Source organism: Salinispora tropica CNB-440, assembly GCF_000016425.1.
Lineage (GTDB): Bacteria > Actinomycetota > Actinomycetes > Mycobacteriales > Micromonosporaceae > Micromonospora > Micromonospora tropica.
This window is the reverse complement of record NC_009380.1, coordinates 1,921,925-1,939,655: the sequence shown is the minus strand read 5'-3', so window position 1 is coordinate 1,939,655 and position 17,731 is coordinate 1,921,925. Positions and strand designations below refer to the sequence as shown.

The following is a 17,731-nucleotide window of genomic DNA, read 5'->3' as shown; positions in this document are numbered from 1 at the left end:
CTCGTCTCACTCGTTCCGCAGCCGGTAGCCGACGCCGCGTACGGTCTCCACCAGGCGAGGGTCGCCCAGCTTGCCGCGAAGCGAGCCGACGTGCACCTCGACGGTGTGCCGGTCGGCGAAGGTGGTGCCCCAGGCGTCGAGCAGGATCCGATCGCGGGGCACGGCAATCCCGGGCTGGCGGGCCAGGGAGAGAAACACGTCGAACTCCTTGCGGGTCAGCGCCACCTCCTGGGCGTGGACGCGGACCGTACGGGCCGCCACATCGATCTGGACCGGACCGACCTCGATCAGGTTGCGCTCGGGGGCGGCCTGCGCGGCGCGGCGCAGCACCGCCTCGATCCGGGCCTGCAACTCCACCATCGAGAACGGCTTGACCACGTAGTCGTCCGCACCGATCCGCAGACCCAGCACCCGGTCGCGCTCCTCCCCCCGCGCGGTCACCGCAATGATCCCGAGCTGGCTGCTGCGCCGCCGCAGTTCCCGACACAGGTCGGTGCCGTCCCCGTCGGGCAGGGTGAGATCCAGCAGGGCCAGGTCGCACGGGGCGGCGCAGAGCGCGGCGGCGACCGTCGCCGCGTGCTCCACCTCGTAACCACGCCGGGTCAGGGCCGCAGTCAGCGCGGCGGCCACCCGGTGGTCGTCCTCGACAAGCAGGATCCGCACCCAGTGCCCCCAACTCTCGCCTGCGTTGACCACGAATGGTCGCAGACATTGGCGGCTAGCGGGAGAGCGGATTCCCACCTCGTAGCCGGTCGCCGACCCGGTCGCGGCGCTGACCGACGCGGCGGCCCAGCGGGGTGGCTCGGTGGGGTGGCTATGCTACGACGCGATTGGGACCCGAGACGAGTGAGTTGACATGACTGACACCAACGACCGTACGCCGGTCTTTGTCCACCCCACCGCCGACGTGGAAGCCGGCGCCCAGGTCGGCGACGGCACGAAGGTCTGGCATCTGGCCCACATCCGCTCCACCTCGCGGGTCGGCGCGCGCTGCGTCATCGGGCGCAACGTGTACGTGGACGCGGAGGTCACCATCGGCGACCTTGTCAAGATCCAGAACAATGTCTCGGTGTACCAGGGCGTGACCCTCGAGGACGAGGTCTTCGTCGGCCCCTGCGCGGTCTTCACCAACGACTTCCGGCCCCGGGCCCAGAACCCCGACTGGACGATCACCGAGACGGTGGTACGTCGCGGGGCTTCCATCGGTGCCAACGCCACCCTGGTCTGCGGGATCGAGGTCGGCGAGTACGCCATGATCGCCGCTGGCTCCGTGGTGACGAAGGACGTCAAGCCGTACCAGTTGGTGGTGGGGAACCCGGCCCGCCCGAGGGGCTGGGTGAACGCCAAGGGCGAGGTCGTCTCCCGCGACGCGGAGAACCCGCCCCCCGGGCTGGCCCGGTCCTGAACCTGCCACCGCTGGCAGCGAAACGGGTCCCGACCTTTGGTCGGGACCCGTTTCGCTGCCAGCTGAGTCAGCCGCCGATGATGACGCGCCGCACGTCCCCCCAACGCGCCGGGTCGGTCACCCGCCGGCCATCCACCAGCACCCGTACTGACGGCAGATCCCCGGTGGCGAGGGTGCGGTACTCGGCGTGGTCCGCCTGAACCACCGCGGCGGTGACCGGCTCGCCCTCGTACGGTGGCAGGCCGAGCGCGGTCAACTCCTCCGAGGTGTACATCGGGTCGGAGACGTACGGCTTCGCTCCCCGGGCGCGCAGCGCCTCGACCGTCGGGAAGACGCCGGAGAACGCGGTCTCCTTGACACCGCCCCGGTAGCTGGCCCCCAACACCACGACCTCCGCGTCGGTCAGGTCGCCGTACGCGGCGGCGAGCAGGTCAACGGCGTACTCCGGCATCGCTGCGTTCGCCTCCCGCGCGGAGCGGACCACGGTGGCGGCCGGGTCGTTCCACAGGTACATCCGCGGGTAGATCGGAATGCAGTGCCCACCGACCGCGATGCCCGGGGCGTGGATGTGGCTGTACGGCTGGGAGTTGCACGCCTCAATAACCTTCAGCACGTCCACGCCGACGCTGTCGGCGAACCGGGCGAACTGATTGGCGAGACCGATGTTGACATCCCGGTAGGTGGTCTCGGCGAGCTTGGCCAACTCGGATGCCTCGGCGGAGCCGAGGTCCCACACGCCGTTCGGCCGGCCCAGGTCGGAGCGCTCGTCGAAGTCGAGCACGGCCTCGTACAGCTCGACACCGTGCGCCGCGGAAGCCTCGTCGATCCCGCCGACCAGCTTCGGGTAGCGGCGCAGATCGGCGAAGACCCGACCGGTGAACACCCGCTCCGGGCTGAAGACCAGGTGGAAGCCGGTGCCGGCGGTCAGTCCAGAGCCCTCCTCCAACATCGGCGCCCAGCGATTGCGGGTGGTGCCCACCGGCAACGTGGTCTCGTAGCTGACCAGGGTGCCCGGCTTGAGGCCGCGGGCAATCGCCCGCGTCGCGTCGTCCATCCAGCCGAAGTCCGGCACGCCCTCAGCGTCCACGAAGAGCGGGACGACGACCACGACCGCCTCGGACTCGGCCACCGCGGCGGCGGTGTCGGTCGTGGCCGACAGCAGACCGGCCGAGACCACCTCCTTGAGCTTCACGTCCAGATCGGTCTCGCCCGGAAACGGCACCGCGCCGTCGTTGACGAGACTGACCACCCGCTCGGACACGTCGGCACCGATCACCCGGTGCCCCTTCGTCGCGAACTGGACGGCCAGCGGCAGCCCGATCTTCCCGAGGGCTACGACGCAGATGTTCATGACTACTACTTTCCTCCTAGTGGAAGCCTGCGCCGCAGACGGGCCATCAACCGGCGTGGGGTGACAGGTGCTACGGCGACAACAAGCTGGCCCTTGTGGTTGGTGGTGGTGGTCAGGACATGCAGTCTGGTGCCCCGGCGAAGCACCGCCCGCTGTGGCACCGGCCGCCGGGCACCGCGCAGGGCCGCTGCGCCAGTGGCGCCGAAGGCGTCCGCGAACGCCTGCACCGTGCGCAGTTCCCCACCTGGACCGGCGCCTTCCAGCAACCGAGCCAACGGAATCCGAGCACGCACGGTCGTGCCGGTGGCGTCCGCGACCATCGACACCGTCTCACCGGTCACGTCGCCGGCGGCGAGTCGGACCGACGACGCCAGCTCCGGCAGGTCGGAACGAGGGCTACGAGCAGTCACCAGCAGCGCCCGAGAGCCTTCGAAGGCCGCCGAGACGGTGTCCAACCGGGCCACCCAGTCGGCGACGGTATCGGTGATCTCGTACCAGCGGTCCGGAATCTGTAGCTGCTGATCCCGGAAGCCCGGATAGCCGGCATACCAGCGCTCACCGTCGACCACGGTGAGCGGGATCCCCAACTCGGCGTCCTGCCGAATCACCGCGAGGAGGTGATCGGTGTCACCGTACCGGACGGCGGCGAACCGCACCCGGGTCTCGATCGGCAGGCGCTCGCGGATGTGGTCGGTCAGATATGCCTCGGTGAGCGCCCGCACCCCCGCGACCACCTTTTCCTGCACGGTGCGCTCAAGCTGCAAGAAGTCGTTCTCCAGCAGCTTGGCGACCTCCCAGGTGAAGTGACGTAGCAGCACCGCGTCCCGGTTCGGGCCGGCCTCGACCAGCCCCGCCACGAAGGTAACCAGCTCCTCGGCACAGCGCAGTCGCTCCAGGTGCCGGCTGCGATAGGTGATGTTACGGGCATTCAACCGGCGTACCGCGTAGTAGTAGTCGTAGTCGGCGAGCACCGAGATCCGGCGGGCCCGGACACAGGCCTCGATGGTGAACGGTTGGTCGCTGCCGACCGGCATCTCCTCCGGGTAGCGCAGCCCATGCCGCTCGATGAGCTCCCGCCGGAACAGCTTCGTGTTCGACAGCGACCAGGGCAGGGCCGAGTCGAACAGGTCGACCTCGGCCGCGGTCTCCGCGTAGATCGCCTGGTGGATGTAGCGGCTGTTCACCCCGACCAGACGGCCCAGCACCACGTCGGATTCCCACCGGTCGGCAGCGGTCACGAGCCGCTGCAGTGCCTCGGGCCCAAGGTAGTCGTCGGAGCCGATGAAGAAGACGTACCGGCCGGTGGCCAACTCCAGCCCGCGGTTACTCGGCGCGGCCGGGCCGCCCGAATTGGATTGGTGCACCACCTTCACCGTGCCCGGATAGAGCCGGGCAAACCGGTCCAGCTCAGGACCGCTGCCGTCGGTCGACCCGTCATCGACCGCGATGACCTCCAACCGGGCCCGCCCGATGGTCTGCTCCACCAGCGACGTCAGACACCGGGTCAGGTACGGCATGGTGTTGTAGACCGCGGTGATGACGGTGACGTCCGGGCCGGTCACGGGACAACCTCGACGGCGGGCTGCCGGCCCTCCGGCTCCACCACCTGTCCACCAGCTCGACCGGCCGCGGACGAGTTCCCGGGCAGCAGCCGGCGGTAGACGGAGTCCAGTACCTCGGCCTGCGCCTCCCAGGTCCAGCTCTCCAGCAGGCCCGGTCGGTCGTACGCGGCCCGGTAGCGATCCGGTTCGGCCAACACTGCCGTCACCACGCGGACGTAGTCGGCCACCTCCTCGGCCCGGAACACCTCGCCCTGGCCGGTGGAACGGACCGTGTCGGCCATCGTCTTCACGTCGCTGACCACCAACGGCAACCGCGCATGCGAGTACTCGAAGAACTTGGTGATCAGCGCGATCTCGTGGTTCGGCCAGTGGTGGATGGGGATGACCCCGGCGTCCGCACCGGCCAGGAACGGCACCACCTGCCAGTGCGCCACGTACGGCAGGACATGCACCCGATCAGCGACACCGAGCCGGGCGGCGGTTGCCCGCACCTCGGCCATATACGGTCCGTCCGGCTTGTTGACGACCAGCGCGGCGTGCACGCCGGGCAGTTGCGGCAGTGCCTCGACCATGATGTCGAGGCCGCGCTGTGGCGACGCGAGACCGCTGTAGACGAGTAGTGGGGTTTCCGAGCCAACACCGCACCGGGCCCGGAGGTCCGGTGCCGCCTCGTCCTCGGCCGGCGGGATGGTCCCGACGGTCGGCGCGTTCAGCACCACCTCGGGCGTTCCGGCCAGCTTGTGCTCGTCCCGCAGCATTTCCGCCAACGCCGGGGAGACCGTCACCACCGCGTCCGCGCACGGGGCGTACTCCCGCTCATGCGCACGATGGGCCGGCAACCACCGGGCGTTGTCCCGCCAGGGCCGAACTCCCGGCAGGAACTCATGCGCGTCCCACACGAGCTTGACCTCATGGCCAAGGGCGGCAGCACGAATCTTGGCACGCGCACCGACGCCGAGCATCCGGAAGTCGTTCGCGTGGATCAGGTCTGGCCGCAGCTCATCAAGGACCGGACCGTACGCCAACTCGTAGTCCCACAGACCCGGCTCCAGGCGACGCCAGGCGCCATCGCCCTTCACTGCCTGCCAGAACAGGGTATAGGCCCGATCCCAGGGGTTGCGAAACCGGCGCCGTGTCCGGGCTCGGGTGAGCATCCAGTACCGCGCCGAGACCCACTTCCCCGCCATCCTGGCAGCGACCTCCTCGGCTTGTAGAACGCGCGAGCGCATGCTGCGCCGGGGCGTTGCTGGGTCCGCCATCGCGAGCCTTGCCCGACGAACGGCCAGGTCCGCCTGCCATGCCTTTACCGCCTGTCGTCGGTGCGCCGCGATCCCGCTGGGCGGATACGCCAGCGGCCAGCGCAGCCAGGCTCGGCGAAACTCGTGCCGACGACGGGCCAACGGGTCCGGCATGGCGAGCAGCCGCACCTCGGCACGGCCGAGTTGCCAGGATCGTGGAACGTTACCCGGTGCCCGACCGAGTAGTACGACCTCCCAGCCGGACCGAGCGGCGGACCGGGCGGCCTTCTGTACCCGGGAGTCTCCGTCCACCCCGTTGTCGACGAGCATGACGATCCGCCCCCGGGTGCCCACGACCTGGACATCGCCATTGAACCCCATCGCCTGCCTGCCACCCCTTTCCGCGTACATCCTGAGGCACCCTTCCACCGGCTCACGCCGACTGGGCGCGTCGAGGGCATCGGCCTCTGCCAGACGACGAGCGGTCAGACCGTCAGCTGTCGAACTCCACCGTCTGAACGCACGACTCAATCGGAGGCCGACGCGACCGGGTGACGGTCCTGCGAAATGAGCCGCCGATAGACATTGTTCAGGACCTTCGCCTGCTCCTCCCAGGTCCACGTCTTCAGATCCATCGAGTCGTACGCCTTGCGATACCGATCCGGGTCCGACAGGACCGCCTCCACCGCCGCGACATACCCATCGACGTCTTCGGCCGGGAACACTTCACCCTGCCCGGTTTCCTGCACAACAGCCGCCATGGTCTCGACATCGCTAACCACGATCGGCAGTCGTGCATGCGAGTACTCGAAAAACTTGGTGACCAGGGCGATCTCGTGGTTGAGCCAATGGTGAATCGGGATCACGCCCAACGTCGCGGTCGACAGGAAGCTGACCACCTCGGCCGGGGCGACGTACGGCAACACGTGCACGCGGTCCGCCACGCCGAGTTCACGAGCCCGGGCAACCAGACCGGTCAGGTAGGGCCCGGTGGGGGCGTTGACGACGAATGCCACATGTACGTCGGGTAGCCGTGGCAACGCTTCCATCATCACGCCCAAACCACGGTGCGCTGCCGCCGCGCCGCTGTAGACCACCAGCGGGACATCTGCATCGAGCCCACATTGGCTGCGCACATCCAGCGCATCAGCGCGCTGACCGCCCATCGCGTCGTCCGAGTTCGGCGCGTTCAGCACGACGGACGGCCGCTCAGCGAAGTTATGATCACGCTGCAACATCTCCGCCAGTCGCCCGGAAACCGTGATCACCGCATCGGCCCACTTGGCGTACTCACGCTCGTGCGCCCGATGGGAAATCATCCACCGGGCGTTGTCGGCCCTCGGCTTGAGGCCAGGCAGGTACTCATGGACATCCCAGATCAGCTTGATCTCACGGCCAGCCGCCGCTGCTCGAATCTTGGCGCGGGCACCAACACCGAGCATTCGGAAGTCGTTGGCGTAAATGATGTCCGGTTCGAGCTCGTCGACGGTCTTCGCGTAGGCGAGCTCAAAATCCCATAGCTGTGGTTCGAGCTTGCGCCAGGCACGGTCACCCCGCAGACGCAGCTGCAACCAGGTGAAGAGGCGGTCCGACGGGGTCGTCAACCGCTTGCGCCTCTGCTGGCCAAAGGTCAACTGCCAGTGCCGGAACGAAATCCACTTTCGGGTTACCCGAGCCGCCAGCGTCTGCACCCGCAGCCACTGCAGAGCCAGGGGGGACCTGCCCTCGGTGGCCGCCAACGCCCGATCCACCCGCAGATCGGCCTGCCAGGCGCGAACCTCCTGCTGCCGCCGAGCGGCTATACCGGTCCGCGGATACGCCAACGGCGCGATCAACCAACGCCGACGTAGCTCGTGCCTGCGGTGCCGCAACGGGCTTGGCATCGGCACCAGCTGCACCGTTGCGCCACCGAGCTGCCACTGTTGCTGCCCGTTGCCGGTACGTCCGAGCAGGGTCACATCCCACCCGGCGTCAGCGGCTGAACGTGCGGTCTTCTGCACTCGGGAGTCACCGGTGACGCCGTTGTCAACAAGCATCAAGATCCGGGCAGGCGCCTTCGATGTGCCCTCCGTCGCAGTCATTCTGCCCTCTCTTTGTCGGCGCCCAGCCGCCGGCGGCGCAGGCGATCTACCTCCGAAAAGCTGACGCCTGAGCGATGCCGCCTGGTCGTCAAACACACGTGCCCCGTTACCACGGATTGAAGTCGGCGCCCAATCTGCCTCCAGCCCTCACGACGATTCCCGTCCTGAGCGGCGGTTCGGGCCTGAGCAAGTGTACGGCAGCCGATCCAGCCAGCATGGTCTACGGCCACCCCGCCCGCCCACATGTTCCCGGCCGGCCGCCGGTGCCCAGCCGGCGATCCGCACCGACCGGTCCAGGACCGCGGCCGGGACAGCACCGGCTGGGCCGGAATCCGGATCACGCCAATCGACCCTGGGCTACAGCGCCGGCAGTACTGGACTTCGAGAGCCTCCAGTAGGGCCGTGTGCCGCCAAGCGAACGAGTATCCAAACGGGAAGGCAATGACAATTTATGGTCCTTCGCTGATCAGCACACTCCCGACCGGTTGACCTACCAGCCGCACCCCGCTCGAGCGCCCGCGAAAGGCCCGTCAGCGAACCGCTGCACTCTCGGCGAGCGACGCGTCCTGCCCGTCAACGACGACGGTGCTGCTGTCCGCAGCCGAACGTAGCAGCGCGGCAGCCACCTCGACTGTCCGTAGACCCTGACGGAGGGTAACGATGTCGGCTTCCTTACCCTCCACCGCGTCGCGGAACCGCTCGTGCTCGACGAGCAGCGGCTCACGCTTCGGGATGGCGTACCGCACCATATCGCCCTCGGCGACCCCCCGGAAGTTACGCAACGCCTCCCACTCGGTGTTGATGGCGGCATTGGCGTAGAAGGTCAGGTCAGCGGTGAGGGTGTCGGCGACGAAGCAGCCCTTGTCACCGGTGATGACGGTGGACCGCTCCTTGAGCGGGCTCAGCCAGTTGACCAGGTGGTTGACCATCGTGCCGTCGGTAAGCTGACCGACGACGGCCACCATGTCCTCGTGCAGCCGGCCGCTACGGGAGACCGTACGGGCCGACACCGACGTGTACTCCTGACCGGTGACCCAGCTCGTGAGGTCAATGTCGTGGGTGGCGAGGTCCATCACCACACCGACGTCGGCGATGCGACGCGGGAACGGGCCCTGCCGCCGGGTGACAACCTGGAACACCTCACCCAGCTCACCGGCCTCCAAGCGGGTACGCAGACTCTGCAGGGCCGGGTTGTAGCGCTCGATGTGGCCAACCCCGGCCACCAGACCAGCAGTCTCGAACGCCTCGACGAGCCGGGTGGCTGCCTCGACGGACTGGGCGAGCGGCTTCTCGATCAGAGCCGACACCCCGTTAGCCGCCAGTTCCAGCCCGATCGACTCGTGCAGGGCGGTGGGGCAGGCAACCACGGCGTAGTCGACACCGAGCTTGAGAAGGTCACCCAACTCCGGCAGGACCGGAGCGCTGAGCGTTCCGCTGGAGTCGCCGGCCGGGTCAACGATGCCGACCAGCTCGACACCGTCCAGGCCGGACAGGACGCGGGCGTGATTGCGACCCATCGCACCAAGGCCGATCAGGCCGGCGCGCAGCTTACGACGATCACTCATCGGGCACCTCCGGCCAGGTTGGCACCGTCGGCGATCCGCTCCAGATCGCTCTGGCTCAGCGACGGGTGCACCGGCAGCGAGATCACCTCGGCGGCGGCCCGCTCGGTCTCCGGCAGCTCCCACGGACCGGGCGTACCCTCCGCGGTCAGGAACGGCTTGAGCCGGTGAATCGGCGTCGGGTAGTAGACGGCGTTGCCGATGCCCAGCTCGGTCAGGCGCCGCTGGGCAGCGTCACGGTCGCCGCGGGCCCGGACGGTGTACTGGTGGTAGACGTGCGTCGCACCGTCGGCGACCGGCGGAATCAGCATGCCGGTGATCTTCGAGTCAAGGAACTTGGCATTGGCCTGACGCTGCGCTGTCCACTCCGGGAGCTGACGCAGCTGCACGCGGCCGACAGCCGCCGCGACGTCAGTCATCCGCATGTTGGCACCGACGACCTCGTTGGCGTACCGCTGCTCCATGCCCTGGTTACGCAGCATCCGCAGGGTCCGGGCGAGCCCGGCGTCGGCGGTGCTAATCATGCCGCCCTCGAGCGAGTGCATGTTCTTGGTCGGGTAGAAGCTGAAGCAACCTGCGGTGCCGAACGCGCCGACCGGCTTCCCGTTCAGGCTCGCGCCGTGTGCCTGGGCGGCGTCCTCGACAACGGCGAGGCCGTGCTGCTCGGCGATCGTCATGATCTTGTCCATTGTGGCGGGATGCCCGTAGAGGTGCACCGGCATGATCGCGACGGTGCGCGGCGTGACCGCCGCGGCCACCGCTGCGGGATCAAGGCAGAAGTTACCCGGCTCGATGTCAACGAAGACCGGCTCGGCGCCGACGAGCCGGATGGAGTTCGCGCTCGCCGCGAAGGAGAACGAGGGGACGATGATCTCGTCGCCGGGGCCGAAGCCCAGCGCCATCAGGGTGAGCTGGAGCGCCGAGGTACCGGAGTTCACCGCGACGCAATGCCGGCCCGAGACCAGCTCGGCGAACTCTTCCTCAAACGCCTTGACCTCCGGCCCCTGCACGACGAGGCCACTGCGCAACACTCGCACAGCTGCTTCGATCTCAGCCTCACCGATGACCGGTTTCGCTGGTGGGATGAAATCTCCGTTCAGCCCAGGCATGGGCTTCCTCCTTCGACGGGAGTCCGTTCGGGACGTGATGCTAACGGGTTGACGAATGAACCAGATCAGCGGTGTGAGCTCGTTTGCTCATGACTGACCGGTATCGGTTCTGGTTACCGTGCCAGGTAGCGGCACGCCCAGTTCACTGGGAACGGCCGGTTGGGATGCTACCCCGAGGGCCGCGGCGACAGCCGCGGCCAGACCCGGCAGCTCTTCGACGGCGAGCGGCGTCCGAGACACCGCGAGCCGCCAGTACAGCGGGCCGACGATCAGGTCGACGGCGATATCGAGATCGATGTCGGGTGGCAGCTCACCCCGGGAAACCGCCCGGCCAACCACCTGACCGCCGATATCACGCTGGTTGTCGCGCAGCACCCGTTGCAGGGTCTGCGCGATCTGCTCATTCCGGGCAGCCTCGGCGAGCAGGTCGGGGATGATCTGGGCCGCCAGCGGATGCCCGAGCGCCCGAGTCATGATCAAGAACACTAACTCCAGGTCACCGCGAAGGCCACCGGTGTCCGGGAGGGGGAACCGCTTCCCCACCGCCGCCACCACCACCTCGAGCACGAGGTCGACCTTCGAGCTCCACCGCCGGTAGATCGCGGTCTTGCCGACCCCAGCACGCCGCGCGATCGCTTCAATAGAGAGACGGCCATACCCGACCGCGGCCAGTTCCTGCAGGACGGCACGGCGGATTGCCGTGGTGATCTCACCACGCAGCACCGCCGCACCCGCCGGAGCACGCCTCTTCTCGGTCGTCACGTGCGACAATGTACCGCAACGACGGTACGGTTGCGTCCCGACGCGCTTTCGACTACCTTCCGTGCCAGCCACGGAGTCTGACGCCCGTGCGGCGCAACGCCAAGGGCTGGATGTTCCCCAAGCCATAAAGATCGGAGCGCCAAACCATGGCCAACACGGCGGTGGCCGATGCTGATTCAGGTCTGACCGGGGCACAGTTGGCCGCCCGGCACGGCCTGAGTATCGCCGACACAAGGCCCACGCTGACTGCGTACACCCGGGCGCTATGGTCCTATCGGCACTTCATAACGACGTACGCGAACGCCAAGGTGACCGCGTCCTTCAGCCAGGCCCGACTGGGGCAGATCTGGCAGATGCTGACGCCGCTGACGAATGCCGCCGTCTACTATCTGATCTTCGGCGTGATCCTGAACATCTCGCGGGATGTCGACAACTTCATCGCCTATCTCTGCGTCGGTCTCTTCGTCTTCACCTTCACGTCGAGTACCGCGACCGGCGGCATCTCGGCCATCACCACCAACCTCGGACTGATCCGGGCACTGCACTTCCCCCGCGCGGCGCTGCCCTTCGCGATCACCCTCACGCAGCTCCGGCACCTGCTCGCGGCGATGGTGGTGCTCGTCGGCATCGTCTTGGCGACCGGCGAGCCGATCACCCTGGAGTGGCTGCTGGTGATTCCCGCGCTACTACTCCAGGTGGTGTTCAGCATTGGCCTGGCGCTGGCCCTGGCCCGGCTCGGTTCGAAGCTGACCGACCTCAAACAGATCATGCCCTTCGTGATGCGCACCTGGATGTATGGATCCGGCGTGCTCTACAGCGTGCAGGCCTTCACCGACAACCTTCCGGCCCTCGCGACCACTCTGATCCAGCTCAACCCAATGCTGGTCTACATCGAGTTGGTCCGACACGCGCTGCTGGAGGGCGCCCCGGTGACCTCGGACATTCCCCGGCTGTTGCTCCTGGCGACCGCGTGGGCGCTGGTCGTCGGAGTCGGTGGATTTATCTACTTTTGGCGCGGCGAGCAGGAGTACGGACGTGGCTGACCCCAACACGATCCCCACAAGCCCCAGCACGGTCCCCGCAACCACAACCACCACGGCAGTCGGTGAACGGATCCCGACCGTGATCGTGGACGACGCCCACCTGGTCTACCGGGTGTACGGTGCCGGCAGTGGTTCGGCCGGCTCTGCGGCAGCCGCGCTCAAACGGATTGTCACCCGACAGCCACAGCGCCCCACCCTGCGAAAGGTTCACGCGGTCAAGGGGGTCAGCTTCACCGCGTACCGCGGTGAAGCGATCGGTCTGATCGGCAGCAACGGCTCCGGCAAGTCGACCCTGCTACGAGCGATCGCCGGGTTGATGCCCACCAACCAGGGAGCGATCTACACCCAGGGCCAGCCCTCGCTACTCGGGGTCAACGCCGCGTTGGTGCCCGACCTCTCCGGCGAACGCAACGTCGTCCTCGGTTGCCTGGCCATGGGCATGTCGCCCGAGCAGGTCCGTATCGCCACCCCAGAGATCCTCCAGTTCTCCGGCATCAACGAGCGCGACAACTTCGCCGCCCTGCCGATGCGGACCTACTCCTCCGGCATGCAGGCCCGGCTACGCTTCGCCATCTCGGCGGCGAAGAAACACGACGTGCTCCTTATTGACGAGGCGCTGGCGACCGGAGACACCCGGTTTCGCCGCCGCAGCGAACAGAAGATCCGTCAACTACGTGCCGACGCCGGCACCGTGTTCCTGGTCAGCCACTCGATCAGCTCGATCCGGGACACCTGCGAACGGACCATCTGGTTGGAGTCCGGCGAGCTTCGGATGGACGGCCCCACCCTCGAGGTGACCAAGGCGTACTCGGACTACATGGCGAGCCGGTGAATGGCACCTGAAACGACCAGCGAGGATCGGCGATGACCCACGAGCAGACCGCCGTAGCGTCGGCCGGCGCCCAGCCCTGGCGGCCCACCCGGACCGTCGCGGTGATCCTGGCCGGTGGTACCGGCACCCGACTCGGCCTCGGTATCCCCAAACAGCTACTCAAGGTCGCCGGCAAACCGATCATCGAGCACACCCTCGCTGTCTTCGAGGCCGCGCCCGAGATTGACGAGATCATCGTGCTGATGGCGGCCGGGCACGTCCCGGACGTCGAACAGATCGTGCAGCAGGCCGGGTTCGGCAAGGTCTCGGCCGTCGTCGAGGGCGGGCAGACCCGCAACGCCACCACCCGCCTCGCGCTGGAGATGATCGGTCCGGACGACTGCAACATCCTGTTCCACGACGCGGTACGTCCGCTGACTAGCGGGCGCATCATCCGGGAGTGCGTGAACGCGCTCTGGACGTACTCGGCGGTTGATGTGGCCATCCCGTCAGCGGACACGATCATCCAGGTGGACGAGGACGACTGCATCACCGACATCCCGGTCCGCTCTCGGCTACGCCGGGGTCAGACCCCCCAGGCCTTCCGCTCCGGTACCATCCGCGCGGCGTACCAGGAAGCGGCGGGTGACCCGGACTTCGCCGCGACCGACGACTGCGGCGTGGTGCTGCGCTACCTGCCCGGCACGCCGATCAAGGTGATCGACGGCACCGACGAGAACATCAAGGTCACCCACCCGCTCGATGTGCACCTGGCGGACAAGCTGTTTCAACTCGCCGCCGCCAAGGCGCCCCGGTTAGCCGACCACCGGGACTACATCGAGGAGCTGACCGGCCGCACGATCGTCGTCTTCGGCGGCAGCCACGGCATCGGCCAGGAGCTGACCGCACTGGCCCGGCGCTACGGCGCCCGGGTCTTCCCGGTCAGCCGCTCGAGCACCGGCACCCACGTGGAGCGGGCCGAGGACGTCGAGGCCGCACTCCAGACCGCCTTCGCCGCGACCGGCCGGATCGACCATGTGGTCGTCACCGCCGGGCTGTTGGAGAAGGGCATGCTCGCCGACATGGACGCCGGCACCGTGGACCAACTGCTCCAGGTGAACTTCGTCGGCCCGGTGACGGTAGCCCGCGCGGCACTACCGTACCTACGGCGGACCCAGGGCCAGCTGCTGCTCTACACCTCCAGCTCGTACACCCGGGGCCGAGCCCGGTACGCGCTCTACTCGGCCACCAAGGCAGCCCTGGTGAACCTCACCCAGGCCCTCGCCGACGAGTGGGCCGAGGCCGACGTACGGGTCAACTGCGTCAACCCGGAGCGCACCGCCACGCCGATGCGTACCCGGGCGTTCGGCCCAGAACCGGCGCACACCCTACTCACCGCGGCGGCGGTGGCGCGGGCCTCGCTGGACGTACTGCTCTCCGGGCTCACCGGGCAGGTGATCGACGTACGCCGTGCGGACGACGAGGAGGCGGAGTCGATGGCTGTCCTGCCGACGCAGGCCGGAGGGGAGCGCGCCGAGCGCCCCGCCGATCAGTCGGGGGCGGGTCGTGGTCCGGACCAGGTGGAGGCGAACCACGGTGCGCGGTGACCTGGTCCGGAAACTGATCGCTCAGGCCCTCTCCGCCGGGCTGGCCATGCTGGCCTTCGTCGTGCTCGCCCTGACCGACGCGACCTTCTGGGGGCTCGGGTTGGCAGTCGCCGCGCTCGCGGCCACCGGGTGGCAACGGCGGGTTCGACCGCAGGCCGACAGCGTGGCCGAGACCATGCTGCTCGCGGCGGGAGTCCTGGTCGGGTACGCCCGCCACCTCGACGCCGGCTTCGATCCCGCGCTGGCCGCGACCGCGCTGGTCCTGCTTGGGCTGGTCCTGCTGGTTGGACCGCTGCGGGCGGCGGGCGACCGGGAGATCCGCACCGCGAACCTTCCGGTACGCGACTGGTCGCCCCTACTCGCCGCCGAGTTGCCGGCTGCCCTGCTCATGCTGCTCGCCCTGGTCGCCGGCGCGGCTGCGGCGTCCCTGCCGGCCTGGGTGGCGCTGGCCACCGCTCTGTTGGTCGGTACGGCCGCCGCCGCGGTGGCGCTGGACCTGGCCCGACGGCGTTTCCGTCCGGCCGCCAACGGTGGGCCGGTGGGCCGGGCGCTGCGCCGGCATCGGCCCGAGTTCCTGCTGTACTTCTCCGCGCCCCCCGGCTCCGAGTACCAGGTGACGATGTGGCTGCCGTACCTGGAGCGGCTCGGTCGACCGTTCCTGGTCATGCTGCGTGAGCCGGAGTTGCTGCCGACCGTTGCGGCGGCCACCACCGCCCCGGTCGCGTACTGCCCGACGTTGCCCGCAATGGACGAGGCGCTCGTGCCGAGCCTACGGGTCGCCTTCTATGTCAACCACGGCGCGAAGAACGGCCACTGCGTCCGATTCACCCAGCTCACCCACGTGCAGCTGCACCACGGCGACAGTGACAAGGCCCCCAGCGCCAACCCGATGTCGGGTATCTTCGACCGGATCTTCGTCGCGGGTCAGGCGGCGGTCGACCGGTACGCCCGCGCCGGCGTCCACCTCCCGGCGGAAAAGTTTGTCCTGGTCGGCCGCCCCCAGGTGGAGGGAATCGAGGTACGCCGTGGGGCGGTGACCGCCGCCACTCCGACCGTCCTGTACACCCCGACCTGGACCGGGCATCACGCAGACGCCAACTACTGTTCGCTGCCGGTGGCCGAGACCCTGCTGCGGGACCTGCTCGCGCGGGGCGCGACGGTCATTCTCCGGGCCCATCCCTACACCACGCAGAACCCCACCTCGGCCCGACAGCTGGCCCGACTCCACGAGCTGCTCGCCGCCGACCGCGGCCGGACCGGACGGGCCCATGTCTTCGGGGCAGCCGCCAGCCGTGAGCTGACCCTGACCGAGTGCGTCAACCGCTCCGACGCGCTCGTCTCCGACGTGTCGGGGGTCATCTCCGACTACCTCTACTCCGGCAAGCCGTACGCGGTGACCGACATGCTGGATCTGCGCGACCGGTTCCCGGCGGACTTCCCGCTCGCCGCCTCCGGCTATGTGCTGCGGCGGGACATGTCCAACGGCGACGAGGTGCTGGACCGGCTCCTCGGGGACGACCCGCTGGCCGAGGCCCGGTGGGCCACCCGGACCCGCTACCTCGGTGACTTCCCCGCCGAGTCGTACGCCGAGGGCTTCCTGGCTGCCGCCCGGCGGGAGTTAGAGTCCGGTGGCGGCGTTCCGACGCCACGCGCCGCCGGGGCCACGGTCTCCCCCACCGGCTGACCACGCAGGTACGACGACGGGCGTCGGCCCCCACGGCGGGAGGCCGACGCCCGTGCAACGAGCCGTCGGTCAGGCGGAGTAGCCGCGCGTCGCGGCCCAGTCCGCCAGAGCGATCGTGGTCATCCAGTACGAGCCGGCCGCGGCGTTCGCCGAGTCGGCGACCTTCACGAGGCGCCCGCTGTCGTCGTACCCGACCACCGCGATGTAGTGGCCGCCCGGGAACGAGTGCCAACCACCGGCGGTGTCAGTGGCGGAGCCCGCAACGTTCACCACCACGCCTCGGCCGTCGGTGATGGCCGTGACGACGTCGGCCTGGAGCTGGTCCATCTGCGCCGAGGTGGCCGAGCCACCGGAAATCATCCGGGTCTGGTAGGGCGCGCCCTCCACCTGGGCGTTGAGTACCCGCGTGGTGTCCGCCGCCGAGTCGGTGCCGAACTGGTCGGTGCCGAGCGGGCCAGCGAGTTCGTTCTGCGTCCGCTCGATGCCGGTGGCGCTGAGGGCGTTTCGGACGGCGGCCGGACCGCAGTAGTAGAAGTTGATCTGCGCCTGGTAGTCGTACTCCAGCATCTTGGAGGCCGCTGGCTCCGGTGCAGCCTCCTCGGTCAGATCCGGGTCCGCCGCAGGCGTGCTCGACGACTCATCACTCGCCGACTCATCACTCGACGGCTCAGTGCTCGCCGACTCATCACTCGACGGCTCGGTGCTCGACGGTGCGGCGTTGGCCGGGGCCGCGACCACGACCGCCTCGGGGCTCGAGTCGGCGACGTCGCTGCCGGCCGTAGAGGCGGCGGTGACGGGCTGCGGCGAGGTGGAGTCCTCGTCGCCGCCGGCGGCAAGAGTGCCGGCACCGGTGGCCAGCACGAGCGCGGCAGCCGACGCGGCGGCCAGCTGGTATGGGCGCTCCGCGGCCAGAAGGCGGAGCTGTCGTTTGAGGCGATGTTTCACGGGATCCTCCACAGACTGTCGGGGCTGTGGCGCACCGCGCCGTTGGGCGGGCAGGCAGAGGCGGGCCGCACGGAAACCGAAATTCGCGCGCCGGTGGCCACGAGGGGGTACGCCCGGCCTACCGCCGGGCTACGAGGGGATGGGTCAGCGCCCGGCGGCAGACCGGACGGACGCGGACACCGCAGCGCCGTGGAGACGGCGGAACGCCCGCTGGGCGGAATAACGCTGCACGAAAACGGACTCCTTCCGATACCGCTGACCGGGTTAGCTGACGGATTCGGACGGGAAGTACGCCCTACCGCGAGACTCGCGGATTCACCCCAGATAGAACGGGTCCCCGGTTCACCTTTCGGTGATTGAGCGGGTCGGCACGGCGTCGCCTTTTGCGATCGTCTACCGCACCGGACTCGCCGACACTACTGACCGCTTCCCAGCTCGCCAACCCTCTCTGAGCTGCTTAAACATGGATCGCAGCCACGATTTTGCCGACAGCCACCCACTACGATGAAGCAATTACATGAAGGGTGATAGTGGTGCAGCCCGGTCAAGAACAGGACAGTTTGCCGGCAAT

14 protein-coding genes and 1 riboswitch are annotated in these 17,731 nt (G+C 68.5%); of the genes, 5 read left to right on the top strand and 9 right to left on the bottom strand.

Annotated features, from left to right (window positions below; translation table 11 throughout):
- Nucleotides 1-6: 6 nt before the first annotated feature.
- Nucleotides 7-663 (bottom strand): response regulator transcription factor, encoded by a 657-nt coding sequence (locus STROP_RS08550; RefSeq protein ID WP_011905590.1) that lies wholly within the window; start codon nucleotides 661-663, stop codon nucleotides 7-9.
- Nucleotides 664-856: 193 nt separating this feature from the next.
- Between STROP_RS08550 and STROP_RS08545 the strand changes: the two genes are divergently transcribed.
- A complete protein-coding gene (locus STROP_RS08545; protein WP_011905589.1) occupies nucleotides 857-1,405 on the top strand; it encodes an acyltransferase in 549 nt (182 codons plus the stop codon).
- A gap of 67 nt (nucleotides 1,406-1,472) precedes the next feature.
- Here the strand turns inward: STROP_RS08545 and STROP_RS08540 are convergent, their stop codons facing one another.
- The 7 genes from STROP_RS08540 to STROP_RS08510 form a co-directional block, all read right to left on the bottom strand.
- Nucleotides 1,473-2,756: a nucleotide sugar dehydrogenase gene (locus tag STROP_RS08540; protein WP_011905588.1), complete on the bottom strand. Its 1,284-nt coding sequence runs from the start codon at nucleotides 2,754-2,756 to the stop codon at nucleotides 1,473-1,475.
- A gap of 5 nt (nucleotides 2,757-2,761) precedes the next feature.
- Nucleotides 2,762-4,318, bottom strand: coding sequence for a glycosyltransferase family 2 protein (locus tag STROP_RS08535; protein WP_011905587.1), 1,557 nt, complete (start codon nucleotides 4,316-4,318; stop codon nucleotides 2,762-2,764).
- Nucleotides 4,315-5,937, bottom strand: a complete 1,623-nt coding sequence (locus STROP_RS08530) for a glycosyltransferase family 4 protein (protein WP_420794861.1) — start codon at nucleotides 5,935-5,937, stop codon at nucleotides 4,315-4,317. Before STROP_RS08530 ends, STROP_RS08535 begins: the two co-directional genes overlap by 4 nt.
- A 146-nt stretch (nucleotides 5,938-6,083) precedes the next feature.
- A complete protein-coding gene (locus STROP_RS08525; protein WP_011905585.1) occupies nucleotides 6,084-7,637 on the bottom strand; it encodes a glycosyltransferase family 4 protein in 1,554 nt (517 codons plus the stop codon).
- A gap of 530 nt (nucleotides 7,638-8,167) precedes the next feature.
- Nucleotides 8,168-9,202 carry a Gfo/Idh/MocA family protein gene (locus tag STROP_RS08520; protein ID WP_011905584.1) on the bottom strand — a complete coding sequence of 345 codons (1,035 nt, stop codon included), beginning with the start codon at nucleotides 9,200-9,202 and terminating at the stop codon, nucleotides 8,168-8,170.
- Nucleotides 9,199-10,308, bottom strand: coding sequence for a DegT/DnrJ/EryC1/StrS family aminotransferase (locus STROP_RS08515; protein ID WP_011905583.1), 1,110 nt, complete (start codon nucleotides 10,306-10,308; stop codon nucleotides 9,199-9,201). Before STROP_RS08515 ends, STROP_RS08520 begins: the two co-directional genes overlap by 4 nt.
- 87 nt (nucleotides 10,309-10,395) lie before the next feature.
- A complete protein-coding gene (locus STROP_RS08510; RefSeq protein WP_018830398.1) occupies nucleotides 10,396-11,031 on the bottom strand; it encodes a TetR/AcrR family transcriptional regulator in 636 nt (211 codons plus the stop codon).
- 185 nt (nucleotides 11,032-11,216) lie between these two features.
- Here STROP_RS08510 and STROP_RS08505 point away from each other — a divergent pair, with 185 nt between their 5' ends.
- From STROP_RS08505 to STROP_RS08490, 4 genes are read left to right on the top strand one after another with little or no spacing between them, the layout of a single operon-like run.
- Nucleotides 11,217-12,113: an ABC transporter permease gene (locus STROP_RS08505; RefSeq protein WP_011905581.1), complete on the top strand. Its 897-nt coding sequence runs from the start codon at nucleotides 11,217-11,219 to the stop codon at nucleotides 12,111-12,113.
- Nucleotides 12,106-12,945: an ABC transporter ATP-binding protein gene (locus STROP_RS08500; protein WP_011905580.1), complete on the top strand. Its 840-nt coding sequence runs from the start codon at nucleotides 12,106-12,108 to the stop codon at nucleotides 12,943-12,945. The genes STROP_RS08505 and STROP_RS08500 overlap by 8 nt, the downstream gene beginning before the upstream one ends.
- 32 nt (nucleotides 12,946-12,977) lie before the next feature.
- Nucleotides 12,978-14,531 (top strand): bifunctional cytidylyltransferase/SDR family oxidoreductase, encoded by a 1,554-nt coding sequence (locus STROP_RS08495; protein WP_011905579.1) that lies wholly within the window; start codon nucleotides 12,978-12,980, stop codon nucleotides 14,529-14,531.
- On the top strand, nucleotides 14,521-16,215 hold the full coding sequence (locus STROP_RS08490) for a CDP-glycerol glycerophosphotransferase family protein (protein ID WP_011905578.1): 1,695 nt from the start codon (nucleotides 14,521-14,523) through the stop codon (nucleotides 16,213-16,215). Before STROP_RS08495 ends, STROP_RS08490 begins: the two co-directional genes overlap by 11 nt.
- Before the next feature lie 69 nt (nucleotides 16,216-16,284).
- Here the strand turns inward: STROP_RS08490 and STROP_RS08485 are convergent, their stop codons facing one another.
- Nucleotides 16,285-17,160: a C39 family peptidase gene (locus STROP_RS08485; protein WP_011905577.1), complete on the bottom strand. Its 876-nt coding sequence runs from the start codon at nucleotides 17,158-17,160 to the stop codon at nucleotides 16,285-16,287.
- A gap of 238 nt (nucleotides 17,161-17,398) precedes the next feature.
- Nucleotides 17,399-17,533: riboswitch (cyclic di-AMP (ydaO/yuaA leader) on the bottom strand.
- Between the last annotated feature and the right edge of the window lie 198 nt (nucleotides 17,534-17,731).

What these genes read in the sequence shown, in the direction of transcription:
- STROP_RS08545 (WP_011905589.1), top strand. Translation starts at nt 857, where the DNA reads ATGACTGACACCAACGACCGTACGCCGGTCTTTGTCCACCCCACCGCC.
- STROP_RS08540 (WP_011905588.1), bottom strand. Translation starts at nt 2,756, where the DNA reads ATGAACATCTGCGTCGTAGCCCTCGGGAAGATCGGGCTGCCGCTGGCC.
- STROP_RS08530 (WP_420794861.1), bottom strand. Translation starts at nt 5,937, where the DNA reads ATGGGGTTCAATGGCGATGTCCAGGTCGTGGGCACCCGGGGGCGGATC.
- STROP_RS08525 (WP_011905585.1), bottom strand. Translation starts at nt 7,637, where the DNA reads ATGACTGCGACGGAGGGCACATCGAAGGCGCCTGCCCGGATCTTGATG.
- STROP_RS08520 (WP_011905584.1), bottom strand. Translation starts at nt 9,202, where the DNA reads ATGAGTGATCGTCGTAAGCTGCGCGCCGGCCTGATCGGCCTTGGTGCG.
- STROP_RS08515 (WP_011905583.1), bottom strand. Translation starts at nt 10,308, where the DNA reads ATGCCTGGGCTGAACGGAGATTTCATCCCACCAGCGAAACCGGTCATC.
- STROP_RS08505 (WP_011905581.1), top strand. Translation starts at nt 11,217, where the DNA reads ATGGCCAACACGGCGGTGGCCGATGCTGATTCAGGTCTGACCGGGGCA.
- STROP_RS08495 (WP_011905579.1), top strand. Translation starts at nt 12,978, where the DNA reads ATGACCCACGAGCAGACCGCCGTAGCGTCGGCCGGCGCCCAGCCCTGG.